Genomic DNA, 16,202 nt, shown 5'->3' with positions numbered 1-16,202 from the left:
TATGACACCTTTTCTCTCGTTTTTTCTCGTTTTATTATATAGGTTTGACGTGAACAACTCAATGCGGAATTCGGCCAAAACCGCTGCTTAATCGAGCCAAATGTCTTTGAAATCGATCCAGCCGAGCGAATTGACGCCCACTCCTTTAATGTTCGGGTTATAGAACGTGTTCAGCTTCTTGTGCAGAAGAAAAATAACATGCGTCTCATCCCTGATCTTATTCTCAATGTCAAAAAGCAGCTCCCACCGGTCCTCTGCCCGCTGGCAGGCTAACGCAGCATCGATTTTTTGCTTCACCCAATCTAGCAGGCGAGGATCCATGTGTTCTCTTAGAAAATTACCGGTTTGCTCATACATCTCGATCAGGCACACTTCATCTTCTGCGAACACGACGCAATAAATGAGGCAATCCGCGTTTTGACGCACGCCCGGTTCCCTGATGGTGTCCCAGGTTTCGATTTGCACTTGAATGTTGATGCCGAATGCCCTCAGCTTCCGCTGTATCCACAAAGCATCCTGCTCATGGATGCCATAGGTGCTTATTTGGACAGGCTCGCCTTTATAGCCCGATTGCTCAAGTAAGGAAAGGGCAAGCCCGGCTTCGCAGCTGTCCTGAAAGCGGCGCGAGGCTTCGCTCGGATGGAATCCAAGCGCCGGATATATCCGGTCTTCGCCGAGATCGCGGATCATTCGCGTGCGATCCATCAGCAAATCGACAGCCTTGCGAAATTCCGCCGACTGCTGCGGCCCCTCTTTTCTCATATTCCATGTGAGCATGCTGCAGCCGTTGCAGATCGACTCAATTTTTTTCCAGCCGTTTTCCGGTTGGATATCCCGCAAATCGTGATCAACGAGCAGCTGGTCCCAGCTTTTGGAATAAGCGATCGTATCCTCCGGCATGGTTACGATGACAACGCCGTCCAGGTGAGCGCGACCTTGAAAATAAGTCGGATTCGCATCCATCGTGAAGCGGTCAACCGTCCAATCCACGAACCGGAACGGACCCGTACCGACGGGATGCTGCCAGAAGAGCTCATCCTGCTCCACCAGATCATGAGGTACGACCGATAAGCCCGGCGAGCACATGAATCGGGCAAACAGCCAGTTCGGTTCGGCCAGCTTGATGTGGACCGTCCGCTTACCCATCGCTTCTATCTGAACGATCGAACGGACAAACCATCCCGATGCGCCGCTTCCTTTCAGACGCGTCAAGGAATAGACGACGTCATCTGCAACCAGCTCCCTGCCGTGATGGAACATGACTCCTTTGCGGAGATGAAACGTCCACTCCCTGCCTGTTTCATCATGCTCCCACGCATGCGCCAAGGAAGGAACGATCTTGCCGGCGTCCCGGTCGTAACGAAGCAGGCAGTCGAATATTTGCTTGATCATATGCGCGCTGAACGCGTAATACAGATCCTTGGGATCGAAGGACAGAATCGGCCTGTAAACGGGAAGGCGTAGAATATCCGCTTCGATATCGTTTAGTTGAACCGTCCGGTAGCCGAAGTGATCATTCAGCCATTCCACGAACATACTCCTTACCGTCGTTCCTTCCCCGTATTGCCGGATCAGCTCGAATGCGTATTTATATTCGCCTTTCAACGCGCATTGCTGCGCGAGCTCGAGCAGCTTCTTATCTAGAGCAACCTGGAACGTCAGCTTCGACCGGTTGCCGCGGCCGCGGCCGGCGCTCCACTTGATCAGTTTTTCTTCCTCCAGCTTCCGGATAATAAGCTTCACGTTCCGCGACGTGCAGAATAAGGCATCCGACAGTTGATCCAGCGATACTTCAATTGCATTCCCCGCCGCACCTGCGGATTCGCCAAACTTCGAGAATAACATCAAATACCGTTCATCCGTTAACAAAAAGCATTCCTCCTTACCGCCTAATCCGGCGTTTTGATAAAAGGGGAAATATATAAATCAGATTATACTCTTTTTATCCCCTTTTTGCGACCGCATAATGAAAACAAGAAATACAATTTATTGAAGTCGAGCGGAAAGCTCGCAAGGAGGAGTTTTATTATGTTATTCCATCCCTACGCAGCTGAGAAATTATGGGAAGACCGGCAGATCGAATGGGAAAGACGTGACCGTCGCGGTGATTTTGTCAAGCAAGAGCCGCCTGCGCGCAGCAATAAGAAATCGGCGCCTTCCCTGATGAAATGGATCAATAAAGTGAGAAAATACTCGCCTTAGCTGACATGAAAAATGGAGTGCTTAGCGGCAATAGCCGTTGCACTCCATTCGTTCACGTTTTTACTATATGTCTAATATCAGCTTAAGTCCTTCGATTTTGAGGGTATCCATACGAATGACCCAGTCTTTGAACGATTCGTAGGCTTCGTCCGAGAAGCCGAACTGCCGCTTCAACTCTCTTGCGATTTGCTTCTCCTCGTCGTTATAATCGCCGTCGGCGAATATGAGAAGCAGGATTTCGGCAAAAAAGATGTTTTTGACCTGCTCATCCTTCAAGCCTCCGATGATGTCAGACAACTGCCGGTCTGCAGATAAGGCAATCTCCGATTGCGTCATCCCCATCTCGTCCATAAAGGACTTTAAATATTGCTCTTCCTTCCGATTGACGAATCCGTCCGCGCGGGCAACGACATGCGCCAATTCCAGAAAAGCTAGCTTATGTTCTTTTGACTGCAGAAAATGCAAAAACAAAACGGTCCACTCCCCAAATGTTTGTGATGATTGTGCTCGTTACTTTTTCGACATCCGTTTGATTATTCCTTTCCCCGATACAGGAAATCATTCATTTAAACCGCGAATAACGCTGCGCGTTTAACCTCTTGAGCGATTAGGCATATGCTGAAGAATCTAATCTTGAGAGGAAAATGAATCGATGCGGCATTTCACAAATACGAATCCTTCCGGTTGGCGCTCACTTCCGGGGTACCTAAATTACAAGCTGCCCGTATGGCCGCAGCATACGATTTCGCATTGGATCGAGAAGCAGCTGCCGCTATCCTTTGTCCTAGTCCATGGAGCTTGGGCTGACGCAAGCTTCTGGGATGAAATCGCCGATGAATTGCGTAAAATGGGGCATATCGTCTATATCCCGGAGTATCCCGGACACGGCGCCGATCCGAATAAGGCGGTTACTCATGCCATGCTGACGAATGCTCTGACGGACTATATCCGTATGAGAAATTTGTATGATATCGTGCTTGTCGGCCACTGCTTTGGCGGCAGTCTGATCCAGAAGGCGGCCGAGCTCGTGCCCGACCGGATTAAGCGGCTTGTGTTTCTGAACGCGTTCGTCCTGAAGGACGGACAAAGCGTGGCGGACGAATTCGCTCCCGCTTCCCTGCGGCTGTTCAAGCAGCTGAGAGAAAGCTCGGTAGACGACACGATCATGCTGCCATTTACGCTGTTCCGTGAATCTTTCGTCAATCTGGCAAGCTTGGGGCTGGCGGAGCAATTGTATAACAACATAACGCCGGAGCCCGCGCGTCCGGCGTACGAGAAGCTTGATCTGAAAGCTTTTTACAGTTTGGATATTCCAAAGAGCTACGTATATCTAACGGAGGACAATGTGCTGCCGTTTGGCAGCAGCGAGTACGGCTGGCATCCGCAAATGTCCGGCAGGCTTGGTTTCTTCCGGTTTATCCAAGGCAGCGGCGACCACTTGTCAACGGCAAAGACGGAGCCTCGAATGGTGGCGCAGAAGCTGTACGCGGCAGGAAGAGATTAGAAAAAAATGTCCGCGAGCACGCGGTCTTTAGGCAGAAATAAAAAAGCCGCGGCAGCCGCGGCTTCTCATTCATTTATGGCACATATTGCTGCACGATACGGACGATCTCCCCGTCTTTCACCGTCAGGTGGTAAGGAAAGCCTTTTAATTGAAGATCATCCTCTATATTCAATAGCTCAATGAATTTATCTACCGTTATTTGTTCATCCCATTGGATTTCGGCTTCTTCGATGTTGCCGGTCCGATTATAGATCTGCATAAGCACGATCGCATCTTCCGCAATCGGCAGCTCACTCAGTTCTTCCTCGTCGTTTATGATGTAGTAGCCGTCCGGAGGCCCATCCATCCCGGCATCGCCTTCATGCTCCGCGAACTTTTGAACGGCCTGCTCCCCCTCGTACCAATGGATCGGATCGAAGGAGATGACGTAACGCTGCTCCTTCTTCCCGATATGATCGATGTAGCCTGTTTGCAGATCCGGCGTTACGGTTACCGGCACATATTCCCGGACGCCCGTCGGCGCAAAGTTGAAGGCGGTTAGACAGGCTATTGCAACGACAGCCACCATGGCGTATTTTTTCATCGCGCAGACGCTCCTTCTTAACTGGGAGTATATTCTTATTCTCTCTATGTATAGAATATAACGTCCGCTATGCCCGATAAGTTACAAAACGGCTACAAAATATTTTTGCAGCCGTTCAAGACTTAAATCATGAACAGATCCATAAATCGTTGAACCGGCATCCGCTCCAAGGCCGCTTGATCCTGAAGCTGCTCCACTATCGCACGGGCTTGCTTGCCGGGAAAACGGCTCCTAACGTTCGCTTCAAACTTTCGCTGCAGAAGCGGGACGGCTTCCGAGCGTCTGCGGCGATGCCCGATCGGGTACTCGATTTCCACTTTACCCGTCGCCGTCCCGTCTTTGAAAAAAATTTGAATCGCATTGGCGATCGATCTTTTCGCCGCATCCAAGTAATCCTTGGAATATCTGCGGTCTTCGACCGTGGCCATCTTCCGGCGAAGGCTGTCGATTCGCGGGTCTCGGGCGGCTTCATCCTCGTAATGATCGGCCGTCAGCGTTCCGTGCAGCAGTCCGATCGCCGTCATATACTGCAGGCAATGATCCCGGTCGGCGGGATTATGAAGCGGTCCGTTCTTATCGATGATGCGTAAAGCGGACTCATGCGTAGTCAGCACGATTTTATCGATATCGTCCACTCTGTCCTTGACGAGCGGGTGCAGCCGGATCGCGCATTCGACCGCGGTCTGCCCGTGAAATTCCGCCGGATATGAAATTTTGAACAAAATATTTTCCATGACATAACTTTCGAAAGGCCTCGAGAAGGAGAACGATCGGCCTTTGAAAAGCACGTCATAAAATCCCCAGGCAGGCGCCGATAAGGCGGACGGATACCCCATCTCGCCCATCATGGCCATCAGCGCCAGCCGGACGCCGCGGCTCGTCGCGTCGCCGGCAGCCCAGGATTTGCGCGTGCCCGTATTCGGCGAGTGGCGGTACGTCCGCAGCGGATGCCCGTCGATCCACGCATTGGATACCGCTTGAATGATTTCGTCCCGCGTTCCTCCGAGCAGCTTGGCAACGACGGCCGTCGTTGCAACCTTTACGAGAATCACATGGTCGAGACCAACGCGGTTAAAGCTGTTCTCAAGCGCGATAACGCCTTGAATTTCATGGGCCATAATCATGGCCGTAAGTACATCGCGCATCGTTAACGGCGGCTTTCCCTCGGATATATTTTTCCGGCTTATATAGTCGGCAACCGCAAGGATGCCGCCCAAATTATCGGAGGGGTGCCCCCATTCCGCCGCAAGCCAAGTATCGTTATAGTCCAGCCAGCGGATCATGCAGCCGATATTGAAAGCCGCCGTAACGGGATCGGTCTGGATGGATGTGCCCGGCACGCGCGAGCCGTTCGGGACAACGGTGCCGGGCACGATCGGGCCAAGCAGCTTCGCGCATTCGGGATAACGAAGCGCAAGCAGGCCGCAGCCGAGCGTATCCATCAGACATAACCGGGCCGTCGCATACGCTTCCCCGCTGTCAATATTGTAGTTCAATACATAATCGGCGATTTCGGCCAGTACCTGATCCGGCTCCGGCCGAATGTTATTGCCAGGCGCAGACATGAGCTTCCTCCTCTCGATTTTCGTCAAGAACGGCTGCTAATCGGTTCCCAAGGCAGCGGCTCGGGACCGGTGTATTCGGCGCTCGGACGAATGATACGGTTACCCGCCCGCTGCTCGATAATATGGGCGGACCAGCCGCTTAAGCGCGAGATGACAAAGATCGGCGTGAAGAAGACTGTCGGAATGCCTAACATCCGGTAGGCCGACGCGCTGTAAAAATCCAGGTTCGGAAACAGTTTTTTCTCCCGCTGCATGACCTGCTCGATCCGCTCGGAGATTTGATAGAGCGTCATGCCGCCGTTCTTCTCCGACAAGGTCTTCGACCATCCTTTAATAATGTCCGATCTCGGGTCCGAAACCGAATAGACGCGATGGCCGAAGCCCATGATCAGCTTTTTGTCAGCCAGCATTTGCAGAACGGCGGCCTCCGCTTCGTCAGGATCGCCAAAGCTTCCGATCAGCTCCATCGCCGCTTCGTTCGCCCCGCCATGCAGCGGCCCGCGGAGCGTGCCGATTCCGGTGACGACCGCCGAATAAAAATCGGATAAGGTGGAGGCCGTCACGCGGGAGGCGAAGGTGGAGGCGTTATATTCATGCTCCGCATACAGAATAAGCGAGGCGTCCAGCGCCCTCTCCTGCAGCTCGCTTGGCTTGTGCCCGTGCAGCAGCTGCAGGAAATGACCGGCGACGCTGCCGTTGTCCGTCACCGTCTCTATTCGGCTGCCGCTCGTATGATAATGATGCCAATACATAATGACCGATGCGCAGCATGCAATCAGCCTGTCGGCGATTTCGAACTGGCTCCGTCCTGCCGTTTCCGGCTCGAAGGAGGCAAGCGCGGACATTCCGGTCCGCAGAACGTCCATCGGATGCGCATCTCCGGGCAGCAGCTCCAGCAAGCCGCGAACGCCTTCCGGCAGCCGTCTCAGACCGGCGAGCCTGATCTTATACTGCCGTAATTCCGTTTCGCTCGGCAATTTACCGTAAATAAGCAAATAAGCGGTTTCCTCGAAGGTTCCGAATTCCGCCAGATCGTGAATGGAGTAACCTCGATAGGTTAATCCTTTGCCTTCCTTCCCTACCGTGGAGACCGCAGTCAGCCCGGCAATGACTTCGGCGAGCCCGCCCGTTTTTTTGACCGCCATCAGCTTTCTCCCCCTTCCTCTCCAAACAACTGATCCAACTTGCGTTCATAGTCGAAATAGTGAAGGAAATCATACAGCTCAGAGCGGGTCTGCATGCCGCTCACGACGGCCTGCTGCGTTCCCTCCCGGCGAACGGTCCGATAGACCTGCCATGCCGCGGCGCTCATGGCGCGAAAGGCCGAGAGCGGATACAGGGCAAGGCTGACGCCGGCGGAGCGCAGCTCCTCCACCGTGAAGAGAGGCGTCTGCCCGAATTCGGTGATATTGGCAAGGATCGGCACTTTGACCGCTTCGGCGAATTTCGCGTAATCTTCAAGCCGCTTGACCGCCTCCGGGAAAATCATATCCGCTCCTGCCTCGACGTATGCGCAAGCCCGCTCGATCGCGGCTTCCAGGCCTTCGGCGGCGATCGCGTCGGTTCGAGCCATCAGAACGAACCGCGCATCCGTCCGGGCATCCGCGGCCGCTTTCATTCGGTCAATCATTTCTTCCGGACTGACAATCGATTTATTCGGCCTGTGGCCGCATCTCTTGGCGGCAATCTGATCCTCGATATGGATGCCGGCCGCTCCCGCGCGAATCATTTCCTTCACGGTCCGCGCGATCTGGAAGGCGCCGCCGAAGCCCGTGTCCGCATCGACGAGCATCGGCAGCTCCGTTGCGCCCCCGATGCGGCGCACATCCTCAAGCACGTCGTTTAACGATGTCATCCCTAAGTCCGGCAGTCCGAATGAAGCGTTCGCCACTCCGGCTCCGGATACGTACAACGCGCGAAAGCCCGCACGTTCCGCCATCATCGCCGAATAGGCGTTGACCGCGCCGGCTACCTGCAGAGGCTTCTCCTTGCCCAGCGCCTTGCGCAGCCGTTTCCCGGGAGAGTCCCCCATTCGTTCCCCTCCTCTGCATGAGTCTTCTTATTTAAACAGCTGTCCGCTGATGACGATGCGGTGGATCTCGTTCGTTCCTTCATAGATTTGCGTCACCTTCGCATCGCGGAACATCCGCTCGGCCGGCTGTTCCCGGATCCACCCCTGCGTGCCAAGCAGCCTTACGGCAGCGCCCGCCGCTTCGACGGCCGTGTCGGACGCGAACATTTTCGCCATGGACGATTCCTTTGTGCAGGACCGCCCTTCCTGCCGCAAATAGGCGGCGCGGTAGACCAGAAGTCTGGCCGCTTCCGCTTTCGCGGCCAGTTCAGCCAGCTGAACATAATAAGGCGGCAGCTTGCCTTTCCGCTTGCCGCCGGAATCCTTCATAAACCGGCCTTCGAGCAAGCGGAGCGCGGCTTGCGCGATGCCGAGCGCTTGAGCGCCTATTCCGATTCTTCCCCCGTCCAGTGAAGCTTTGGCAATAGCGAAGCCCTCGCCTTCGCCCCCGAGCCGCCGGGCGGCCGGCACCTTCATCTGCTCAAAGATCAATTCGCAGGTGTTCGAGCCGTGAAGGCCCATCTTTTTCTCCTTTTTCCCGATATGCAAGCCTTCATTGCCGCTCTCGATAATAAAAGCCGTAATTCCTCCGGCGCCTTTGTCCGGGTCGGTAACGGCGAAAGTAATATAAACCTGCGCGGCTCCGGCGTTCGTAATGAATACCTTCGCTCCGTTCAATATATAATGGTCGCCGCGCCGCTCGGCCGATGTCCTGATCGATGCCGCATCCGAACCGGCATGGGGCTCCGTTAAGGCGAACGCCCCTAACCATTCCCCCGAAGCAAGTCTGCGGACGTATTTATCCCGTTGTACGTCCGTACCGTAATACCAGATCGGGAACGTGCCGACCGACGTATGGACCGACAGGATGACGCCCGCCGCCGCGCTAACCTTGGAAAGCTCATTGATCGCAATAATATAGGAGATGAAATCTCCCCCGGCTCCGCCCCATTGCTTCGGAATCGGGATCCCCATGAAGCCCAGCTGTCCCATTCTGTTCACCAACGCGGAGGGAAATTCGTCGGACCGTTCCATCCCAGGCACGGCCTGCGCAACTTCCGTCTCCGCAAAATGCCGGACCGCTCTCTGCAGCTCTTCCTGTTCTTTCGTAAACCGGAGCTCCACCGACAGGCACTCCTTTCAGGTTAACCTATCCCCGCTCTCCCTCATAAAGGTAAAAACCCCGGCCCGACTTCCGTCCCAGCCAGCCGGCCTGCACATATTGGCGCAGCAGCGGGCAAGGCCTGTATTTCGAATCGCCGAAGCCTTCATGGAGCGTCTCCATAATTGCCAGACACGTATCGAGTCCGATCATATCGGCCAAGGCGAGCGGTCCCATCGGATGGTTCATCCCGAGCTTCATGACCTGGTCGACCGCCTCCGGGTCGGCAACCCCCTCGAATACGGTATAGACCGCTTCATTGATCATCGGCATGAGAATGCGATTGGACACAAACCCCGGGCAATCGCGGACCGACACGGCGGTTTTGCCGATCGCTTGCGCCAGTCCGGTTACGGTGCTGTGCGTTTCATCCGACGTTCTTAATCCTCGTATAATTTCAACCAACGGCATGACGGGCACCGGATTCATAAAATGCATGCCAATGACGTTCTCCGCCCTCTTGGTCGCAGACGCAATTTCCGTTACCGGCAGCGATGAAGTATTCGTCGCCAGAATGGCTTCCGGCTTGCAGAGGCGGTCAAGCTCCATAAATATCGCTTTCTTCGTGCTCATCAACTCCGGGATGGCCTCCACGACAAAGTCCGAGCCGCAGACCGCAGCAAGAGACGTCGTGATCTTAACGCTGTCGACGATACGCCGGCTTTGTTCCGCGTTCATATATCCTTTATTCACGAAGCGGGCCAATGAAGCCTTGATCTGGTCCAAACCGCTCTCCGCACTCTCTTGGCTGATATCATACAAGGTGACGCCGTAACCGTGCTGAGCAAAAACCTGGGCGATGCCGCTCCCCATTTGACCGGCTCCCAGCACCGCAATTTCTCTGATTTCCATCGCTATCACCCCGGAATTAAGCCTCAACCTGAATCATGATCGCGTCCCCCTGCGCGCCGCCGCTGCATATTGCCGCAATCCCGATGCCGCCGCCCCTGCGGATAAGCGCGTTCATTAACGTGAGCACGATTCTTGCGCCGCTCGCGCCGATCGGATGGCCAAGAGCGATAGCCCCTCCGTTCACGTTCACCTTATCCGGATCCCATCCGAGCATTTGACCGCAGGTAAGCACAACGGCGGCGAAGGCTTCGTTCACTTCAAACAAATGCACATCCTTCAACGCGACGCCCGTTTGCTGCAGAAGCTTGCGGATGGCCAGCGCCGGGGTCGATGCCAGATACGGGGCTTCCGCGCCGACGCAGGCATGCCCGATAATATTGGCCAGCGGTTTATGGCCGCCGCGCAGCGCTTTGTCCTTCGACATGACGACCAAAGCGGCTGCTCCGTCGTTAACGCCGGGCGCATTGCCGGCCGTAATGGTCCCGTCAGCGTCAAAGACCGGACGCAGCAAGGCCAGCTTCGCGGCATTCGTATCAAGCCGGGGGCCTTCGTCGGTAGCAAGCGCAATCCCCGCGCGCTGGTACGTGACGATTTCTTCCGCGAATAGACCCTGCCGGCTTGCCGCCGACGCGCGTACATGGCTCCGCAGCGCCCATTGATCCTGTTCGGCCCTGCCGATCCCGTTCTCCGCGGCAGCCCGGCTGCCGTGAACGGCCATATGAACATTGGCGAAAGCGCATGATAACCCGTCGTGAATCATCAGATCGGTCAGCTCCGAGCTCCCCATCCGGGCTCCCCAGCGGGCGGAAAGCGCCGCATACGGCGCGCTGCTCATGCTCTCCATCCCGCCTGCAACCATAATGTCCGAATCGCCGGAGCGGATCATTTGATCGGCCATCGTAATCGCCCTCATGCCGGAGGCGCACACTTTATTGATCGTATCGGAAGGCACGCTCCAATCGAGTCCTGCCAGCCTGGCCGCCTGCCGCGATGGAACCTGCCCAGCCCCGGCCTGCAGCACCATGCCCATTATAACGCCGTCCACCTTCCGGGGATCGACGGCGGTTTTTTGCAGCGCTCCTTTGATGGCCGCCGCTCCCAGTTCAACGGCCTTTACGTCTTTGAACATGCCTCCGAATTTGCCGAACGCCGTTCTTGCGCCGCCGATGATGACGGTTTCGCCCATAGCGGCATCTCCCCCTATTTCATCAAAATGCGAGAGTGGATGTCCGTATCCATGCCTCCTGTTCCGATGCTCGTTTCCAAGCATTTGGCATCTCTTGAAAAACGCTCCATCCGATATTCCCTCATATAGCCGTATCCGCCAAACACCTGAATCGCCTCCAGGCAGGCGTTTATAGCCGTCTTCACCGCATATGAACTTGCAATCGCCGCATCTTTGGCGAAGGATAAACCCTCATCCTTGCGCCATGCCGCTTGATAAGCGAGCAAGCGCGCCGCCTCGATCCGGGTGGCCATGTCGGCCAATTTGAACGAGATGCCTTGGCGCCGTCCGATCAGCAGGCCGAACTGCTTGCGCTGCTTGGCGTATTCGGTAGCCGCTTCAAGGGCCCCCTGCGCGATGCCTAACGCCTGCGCCGCTGTTCCAAGCCTTGCGATGTCGACCAGCGATTCGGCGATCCTGCTTCCCTGCCCCGGTTTGCCGATTATGTTCCCGGCCGGAATCCGGCAGTTCTCGAGTACAACCTCGGCCGTCATCAACGAGCGCAAGCCGAGCTTTTGCACTTTATTTCCGGTTCGGAAGCCGGGAGTTCCGCTTTCGATCAGAAAAGCGGTCAAGTCCGCCTTGGATTGCCGCCGCTCTAAGGATGCGAACAATACATAATCATCGGCAGCGCCGGCGTTTAATACCAAGGGGTGTTTGCCGCTTAACACATATCCGTTTTCATCGGCAGCGGCGACAATTCCGTTATCTTGTTTGCCTTGTGAAGGCAGACCGCCGGCCGCCAGCCGCCTTCCGCCGGCAAGTACGGTCAGCGCTTTACGCTTCAGACTCTCGCTGCCGAATTGCAGAATAGGCCACGCGCTGAAGGCGGTGTGCGCAGCCAGAACGGCCGCCGTCGAAGCGCACACCCGCGCCAGCTCCTCTAAAGCGACGACGTAGGTTAAAAAACCACTGCCGGCCCCGTCATACCGCTCAGGTATGACAATGCCGCATAAGCCAAGCTCGCCCATCTGGGCGAACAGCCCCCGCTCAAATCGTTCCTCCGAATCACGTTTTACGGCATTCGGTCCGGCTTCCTTTTCGGCAAAATGCCGGACGGCCTCACGCGTCATTTCCAGCTCCTCGGACAATTGAAACCGCATCTCCCCCCTCCTCCCCACAATGTGGACAAAGTTCGACGCTATCTGCGTTTAATGTATTATATGAAGGGCCGCGAATGAAAAGTATCTCTTCTAATCAGTAATCCAAAAGTTAATTATTCCATGAATTGTTTTATGTTTATTTGCTTATTGACAATCGTTTATCTGTTTTTTATACTCTCATTGAAGCGAATAGATTTTCTTCGCTATTAATTATTAACTTTATACTTAACCTTATTGAAAGAGGTGGATGATGATGACAGCAGGTACACCGTCAATCCCGCGCCCGGAATACCCGCGCCCCCAAATGGTGCGCTCCGCGTGGATGAATTTGAACGGCCAATGGGAATTTGAGATCGATCACGGCCAGAGCGGCAAGCAACGCCGATTATTCGAGGCAGCCGCTTTAAGGGACAAGATTACGGTGCCGTTCTGTCCGGAGAGCGAGCTGTCGGGCATCGGGAACAAAGATTTCATGCAAGCGGTCTGGTACCGCAAAGAAGTCGATATTCCGTCCGACTGGGACGGAAGCCGCATCCTGCTTCACTTTGGCGCGGTTGATTACGCGGCGGAAGTGTGGGTTAACGGCAAGTCGGCCGGAACGCACCGCGGCGGCTATTCTTCCTTTTCCTTCGATATTACGAGCCTGCTCGAGCCTGGCGTTAATGTAGTCATCGTTTGCGCGGAAGACGATCTCCGCTCCGGACTGCAGCCCCGAGGCAAGCAGTCGGGCTTGTATCATTCGCACGGCTGCGACTACACCCGGACGACGGGCATTTGGCAGACCGTATGGCTGGAATCCGTCCCGCGGCAATATATCCGCTCCTTCAAGCTCACGCCGGACGCGGAGAACGATTGTCTTCATATCGAAGGCGAGCTCGTCGGTGCCGACGGATTAACCTTTACGGCGGAAGCGCAATTTAACGGTAGAATAACCGGATCGCATTCCGCTGTCGTATCGGGCAGTCAGGTCCGCATGACGGTCAACCTTTCCGAGCGCCATCTGTGGGAGGTCGGATCGCCGAAGCTGTACGATTTAACTCTTTCGCTCCAGAGCGGCGGGAATACCGTCGATACCGTCGAAAGCTACTTCGGCCTTCGCTCCGTCAAATGGGATAACCATGCGATTCTCATTAACGGCAAGCCGGTCTTTCAGCGCCTGGTGCTGGATCAAGGCTTCTACCCGGACGGCATTTATACCGCCCCATCGGATGAAGCGCTTCGGAGAGACATTGAATTGTCGATGGAGCTCGGTTTTAACGGCGCCCGCCTCCATGAGAAGGTGTTCGAGGCCCGGTTCTTATATTGGGCGGATCAACTCGGCTATATCGTTTGGGGAGAGCATGCGAACTGGGGACTGGATATTACAACCGCCCAAGGGCTGCAGCAGTTTTTGCCGGAATGGACCGAAATCGTCAAGAGAGATTATAACAGTCCGGCGTTAGTCGGCTGGTGTCCCTTCAACGAGACATGGAACAACGGCAAGGGAACCCGTCAAGATAATGAAGTGCTGCGCAATATCTACCATGTGACCAAATTACTGGACGCTACCCGGCCGGTCATTGATACAAGCGGAAATTTCCACGTCGTCACCGATATTTTCGATGTGCATGATTACGAGCAGAACCCCGAGAAGTTCGCGGAACATTATGCGGCGATGCGTAGCGGCGGCGAACGTTATGTCACCTTCCAGGACCGCCAAAAGTACGAAGGGCAGCCTTATTTCGTCAGCGAATACGGCGGCATCTGGTGGAATCCGGGGCAAGCCGATGAGAAAAGCTGGGGATACGGCGATCGTCCGAAGACCGAGGAGGAATTCCTGTCCCGCTATGAAGGCTTGACGCTTACGCTGCTGGAAAATCCTTATATTTGCGCGTTCTGCTATACGCAGCTCTACGATGTCGAACAGGAAGTGAACGGCCTGCTCACTTATGAGCGCAAGCATAAATTCAATCCGGATGCGATTCGCCGGGTTAATGCAACGTTCGCCGCAATCGAGAAGCAATACGCGAACGCGGAGAAATAATAAAGTCTAAGGAAAAGGGTTGCCTCGAAAGCAGATGGATCTGCATTTCGGGCAACCCTTTATTTTATAACGATCTGTACACATACGGATCTTCAGGCGCCTCGATCGGCTCCCACTTGTCCGCTTTTAGAACGGGTATCGTTTGCTTAAACGGCTGATAAAGCTCAAAGGTCAGCTTTCCTTCGACATGGACCCAGTCATCATCGCTTAAATGCGTATTTTGGGGAAACTCGACCAGCATGCCGAAGACGCCGGAATCCGCGACGCAATGAATGAAGCCGAACCGGAATACGAAATAATGGTTGCCGTCTACCTGCTGCCCCTTGTAGACGAACCCGTCAAAGCCAATTTTTCTCCCTGTAAACGAGCCCGGCGAATTATAGATGGCTTCCATTCCCATTAAGTAGTCGCGATCCGTCAGCATGACGGCCTGCCTATTCAGAAATTCCGCCAGCTCCCTGTCCTTTATATCCGAATAATCGTCAGGCCTATAAAAAACGCTGGAATCCGGCTTCAAAAACTGATGCGCGCCGGGATTGCTTTGAATATTCTCGTCAAATCCCGGGAAGGAGAAGCCCTTCGCCTTCACGAAGCTTGAATCAAGCGCCGCCGCCGGCAGGAAGAGTCCCGTTACAATCGGCACGAATAGAATCACGCAGCTTATAATGCGTTTAAGCTTGCTCTCCTTCCCATGCGAATGCCCGTGATCATGGAAATGCCCTGCGCCGTCATCATCATGCCGCGGACACCCGCACTCGTGTTGATCGGCCAATCCTGCAGCCTGCCGCTTCTCTTCGGCGATTTGCTGCCGCGAGACGCGTACGAACTCGAAGATGCTTAGCAGTCCCATAATGACGATGGCGCTTATCGATAAATAAGCGTATTTCATATTAATGTATTTCTTAATTTCTCCCGTATAGTGAAGCATGAAGAACATAAAAGAGAATCCGAACAGGATAAAGTAACGAATCAATCAAATAACCTCCCTACGATCAATGAACCCGTTAGCGTAAATACGGTAATAAGCCCGATCAGCACTATTACGAATTTGGCGCGAAATACGGCGAGCAGCATCAGCGTATTTTTAATATCGATCATGGGTCCGAATACGAGAAAAGCCGACAGCGAGCCTGTTGAGAACGTGCTTCTGAAAGAGGCCGCGATGAAAGCATCCGCTTCCGAGCATAAGGAAATAATAAAGGCGAGCGCGATCATGACAAGCGAGGCGGTTATCGGATTGCCGCCAATGTGCAGCAGATAGGATGTCGGCACAAAAGTCTGCATGCACGCCGCGATAAAAGCGCCTAGTACGAGATATTTGCCTACCGAGAAAAACTCCTCAATCGCATGGACGACGACATCGTAAAGCTTTCTGCCGGTAGAAATTCGTTTGGCCGGCAACTGAGCGCCATGCTCCAAACCGGCGGCATGCTGCGGCAGCGGAATCCGGAACGGAGGTTCCTTGACGAAAAGCGCAATCGTCATGGAAACGGCAAAGGCAACCGCCAAGGCCAGACCGGCCCGAATCGCCGTCATGCCCCAGTCATTGCCGAAGGCGATATAGGTCGAGAACAGAACGATCGGATTGATGATCGGTCCGGTCAGCATGAAGGCGATTCCGGCGTGAAGCGGCATGCCCTTGCCGATTAACCGCTTCGTGACGGGTACGATGCCGCATTCGCACGAAGGAAACAGCATGCCTATGCCGCAGCCGCATAGGGTTGACAGTACACGGTTTCTCGGCATTATGCGGGCGATCCAGCTCTCCTTTACAAAGATCTGGATCAAACCGGAAATAAGAACGCCGACCAGTACGAACGGTATGGCCTCCATGACCATGCTGATAAATATCGTATTTAATTGATAGATTGTCGTCACTCGGCTCATCCCCAGCCTTTATTTAATGATAGAT

General features: G+C 54.5%; 15 protein-coding genes. 3 read left to right on the top strand and 12 right to left on the bottom strand.

Annotation, left to right across the window (positions count from 1 at the left end; translation table 11 throughout):
* Positions 1 to 87 precede the first annotated feature (87 nt).
* Positions 88 to 1,869 (bottom strand): SgrR family transcriptional regulator, encoded by a 1,782-nt coding sequence (locus tag H581_RS0115475; protein WP_028610807.1) that lies wholly within the window; start codon positions 1,867 to 1,869, stop codon positions 88 to 90.
* A 159-nt stretch (positions 1,870 to 2,028) separates the two neighbouring features.
* Here H581_RS0115475 and H581_RS37915 point away from each other — a divergent pair, with 159 nt between their 5' ends.
* A complete protein-coding gene (locus H581_RS37915; RefSeq protein ID WP_156889589.1) occupies positions 2,029 to 2,202 on the top strand; it encodes a hypothetical protein in 174 nt (57 codons plus the stop codon).
* A gap of 63 nt (positions 2,203 to 2,265) precedes the next feature.
* Here H581_RS37915 and H581_RS0115465 read toward each other — a convergent pair whose 3' ends face one another.
* Positions 2,266 to 2,673 (bottom strand): tellurite resistance TerB family protein, encoded by a 408-nt coding sequence (locus tag H581_RS0115465; RefSeq protein WP_028610806.1) that lies wholly within the window; start codon positions 2,671 to 2,673, stop codon positions 2,266 to 2,268.
* A gap of 181 nt (positions 2,674 to 2,854) precedes the next feature.
* Between H581_RS0115465 and H581_RS0115460 the strand changes: the two genes are divergently transcribed.
* Positions 2,855 to 3,706, top strand: coding sequence for an alpha/beta hydrolase (locus tag H581_RS0115460; protein WP_084134594.1), 852 nt, complete (start codon positions 2,855 to 2,857; stop codon positions 3,704 to 3,706).
* Positions 3,707 to 3,779: 73 nt separating this feature from the next.
* Here H581_RS0115460 and H581_RS0115455 read toward each other — a convergent pair whose 3' ends face one another.
* The 8 genes from H581_RS0115455 to H581_RS0115420 form a co-directional block, all read right to left on the bottom strand.
* Complete coding sequence (locus H581_RS0115455; protein ID WP_028610804.1) at positions 3,780 to 4,289, bottom strand: hypothetical protein; 510 nt, start codon at positions 4,287 to 4,289, stop codon at positions 3,780 to 3,782.
* A gap of 122 nt (positions 4,290 to 4,411) precedes the next feature.
* Positions 4,412 to 5,854 carry a bifunctional 2-methylcitrate dehydratase/aconitate hydratase gene (locus H581_RS0115450; protein ID WP_028610803.1) on the bottom strand — a complete coding sequence of 481 codons (1,443 nt, stop codon included), beginning with the start codon at positions 5,852 to 5,854 and terminating at the stop codon, positions 4,412 to 4,414.
* Between the two features lie 23 nt (positions 5,855 to 5,877).
* Positions 5,878 to 6,999: a bifunctional 2-methylcitrate synthase/citrate synthase gene (prpC, locus tag H581_RS0115445; protein WP_028610802.1), complete on the bottom strand. Its 1,122-nt coding sequence runs from the start codon at positions 6,997 to 6,999 to the stop codon at positions 5,878 to 5,880.
* Positions 6,999 to 7,886: a methylisocitrate lyase gene (gene prpB, locus H581_RS0115440; protein WP_028610801.1), complete on the bottom strand. Its 888-nt coding sequence runs from the start codon at positions 7,884 to 7,886 to the stop codon at positions 6,999 to 7,001. Before prpB ends, prpC begins: the two co-directional genes overlap by 1 nt.
* Positions 7,887 to 7,913: 27 nt before the next feature.
* Entirely contained in the window at positions 7,914 to 9,050 is a 1,137-nt protein-coding gene (locus H581_RS0115435) for an acyl-CoA dehydrogenase family protein (RefSeq protein WP_028610800.1), read from the bottom strand.
* A gap of 25 nt (positions 9,051 to 9,075) precedes the next feature.
* Positions 9,076 to 9,939 carry a 3-hydroxybutyryl-CoA dehydrogenase gene (locus H581_RS0115430; RefSeq protein WP_028610799.1) on the bottom strand — a complete coding sequence of 288 codons (864 nt, stop codon included), beginning with the start codon at positions 9,937 to 9,939 and terminating at the stop codon, positions 9,076 to 9,078.
* 16 nt (positions 9,940 to 9,955) lie between these two features.
* Positions 9,956 to 11,125 carry an acetyl-CoA C-acetyltransferase gene (locus H581_RS0115425; protein WP_028610798.1) on the bottom strand — a complete coding sequence of 390 codons (1,170 nt, stop codon included), beginning with the start codon at positions 11,123 to 11,125 and terminating at the stop codon, positions 9,956 to 9,958.
* 14 nt (positions 11,126 to 11,139) lie between these two features.
* Positions 11,140 to 12,267 (bottom strand): acyl-CoA dehydrogenase family protein, encoded by a 1,128-nt coding sequence (locus H581_RS0115420; protein WP_028610797.1) that lies wholly within the window; start codon positions 12,265 to 12,267, stop codon positions 11,140 to 11,142.
* A gap of 253 nt (positions 12,268 to 12,520) precedes the next feature.
* On the opposite strand from H581_RS0115420, the gene H581_RS0115415 reads away from it, so the two are divergent.
* On the top strand, positions 12,521 to 14,290 hold the full coding sequence (locus tag H581_RS0115415; RefSeq protein ID WP_028610796.1) for a glycoside hydrolase family 2 protein: 1,770 nt from the start codon (positions 12,521 to 12,523) through the stop codon (positions 14,288 to 14,290).
* A gap of 64 nt (positions 14,291 to 14,354) precedes the next feature.
* On the opposite strand, the gene H581_RS0115410 is transcribed toward H581_RS0115415, so the two are convergent.
* Positions 14,355 to 15,263, bottom strand: a complete 909-nt coding sequence (locus H581_RS0115410; protein WP_028610795.1) for a TIGR03943 family putative permease subunit — start codon at positions 15,261 to 15,263, stop codon at positions 14,355 to 14,357.
* The gene (locus H581_RS0115405; protein ID WP_425414619.1) at positions 15,260 to 16,129 is read right to left on the bottom strand and encodes a permease; all 870 of its coding nucleotides are present in this window, start codon (positions 16,127 to 16,129) and stop codon (positions 15,260 to 15,262) included. Before H581_RS0115405 ends, H581_RS0115410 begins: the two co-directional genes overlap by 4 nt.
* Positions 16,130 to 16,202: the final 73 nt, after the last annotated feature.

Origin of the sequence: Paenibacillus harenae DSM 16969, from assembly GCF_000422465.1 — a bacterium.
Lineage (GTDB): Bacteria > Bacillota > Bacilli > Paenibacillales > Paenibacillaceae > Pristimantibacillus > Pristimantibacillus harenae.
This window is presented reverse-complemented; position numbering and strand designations above follow the sequence as displayed.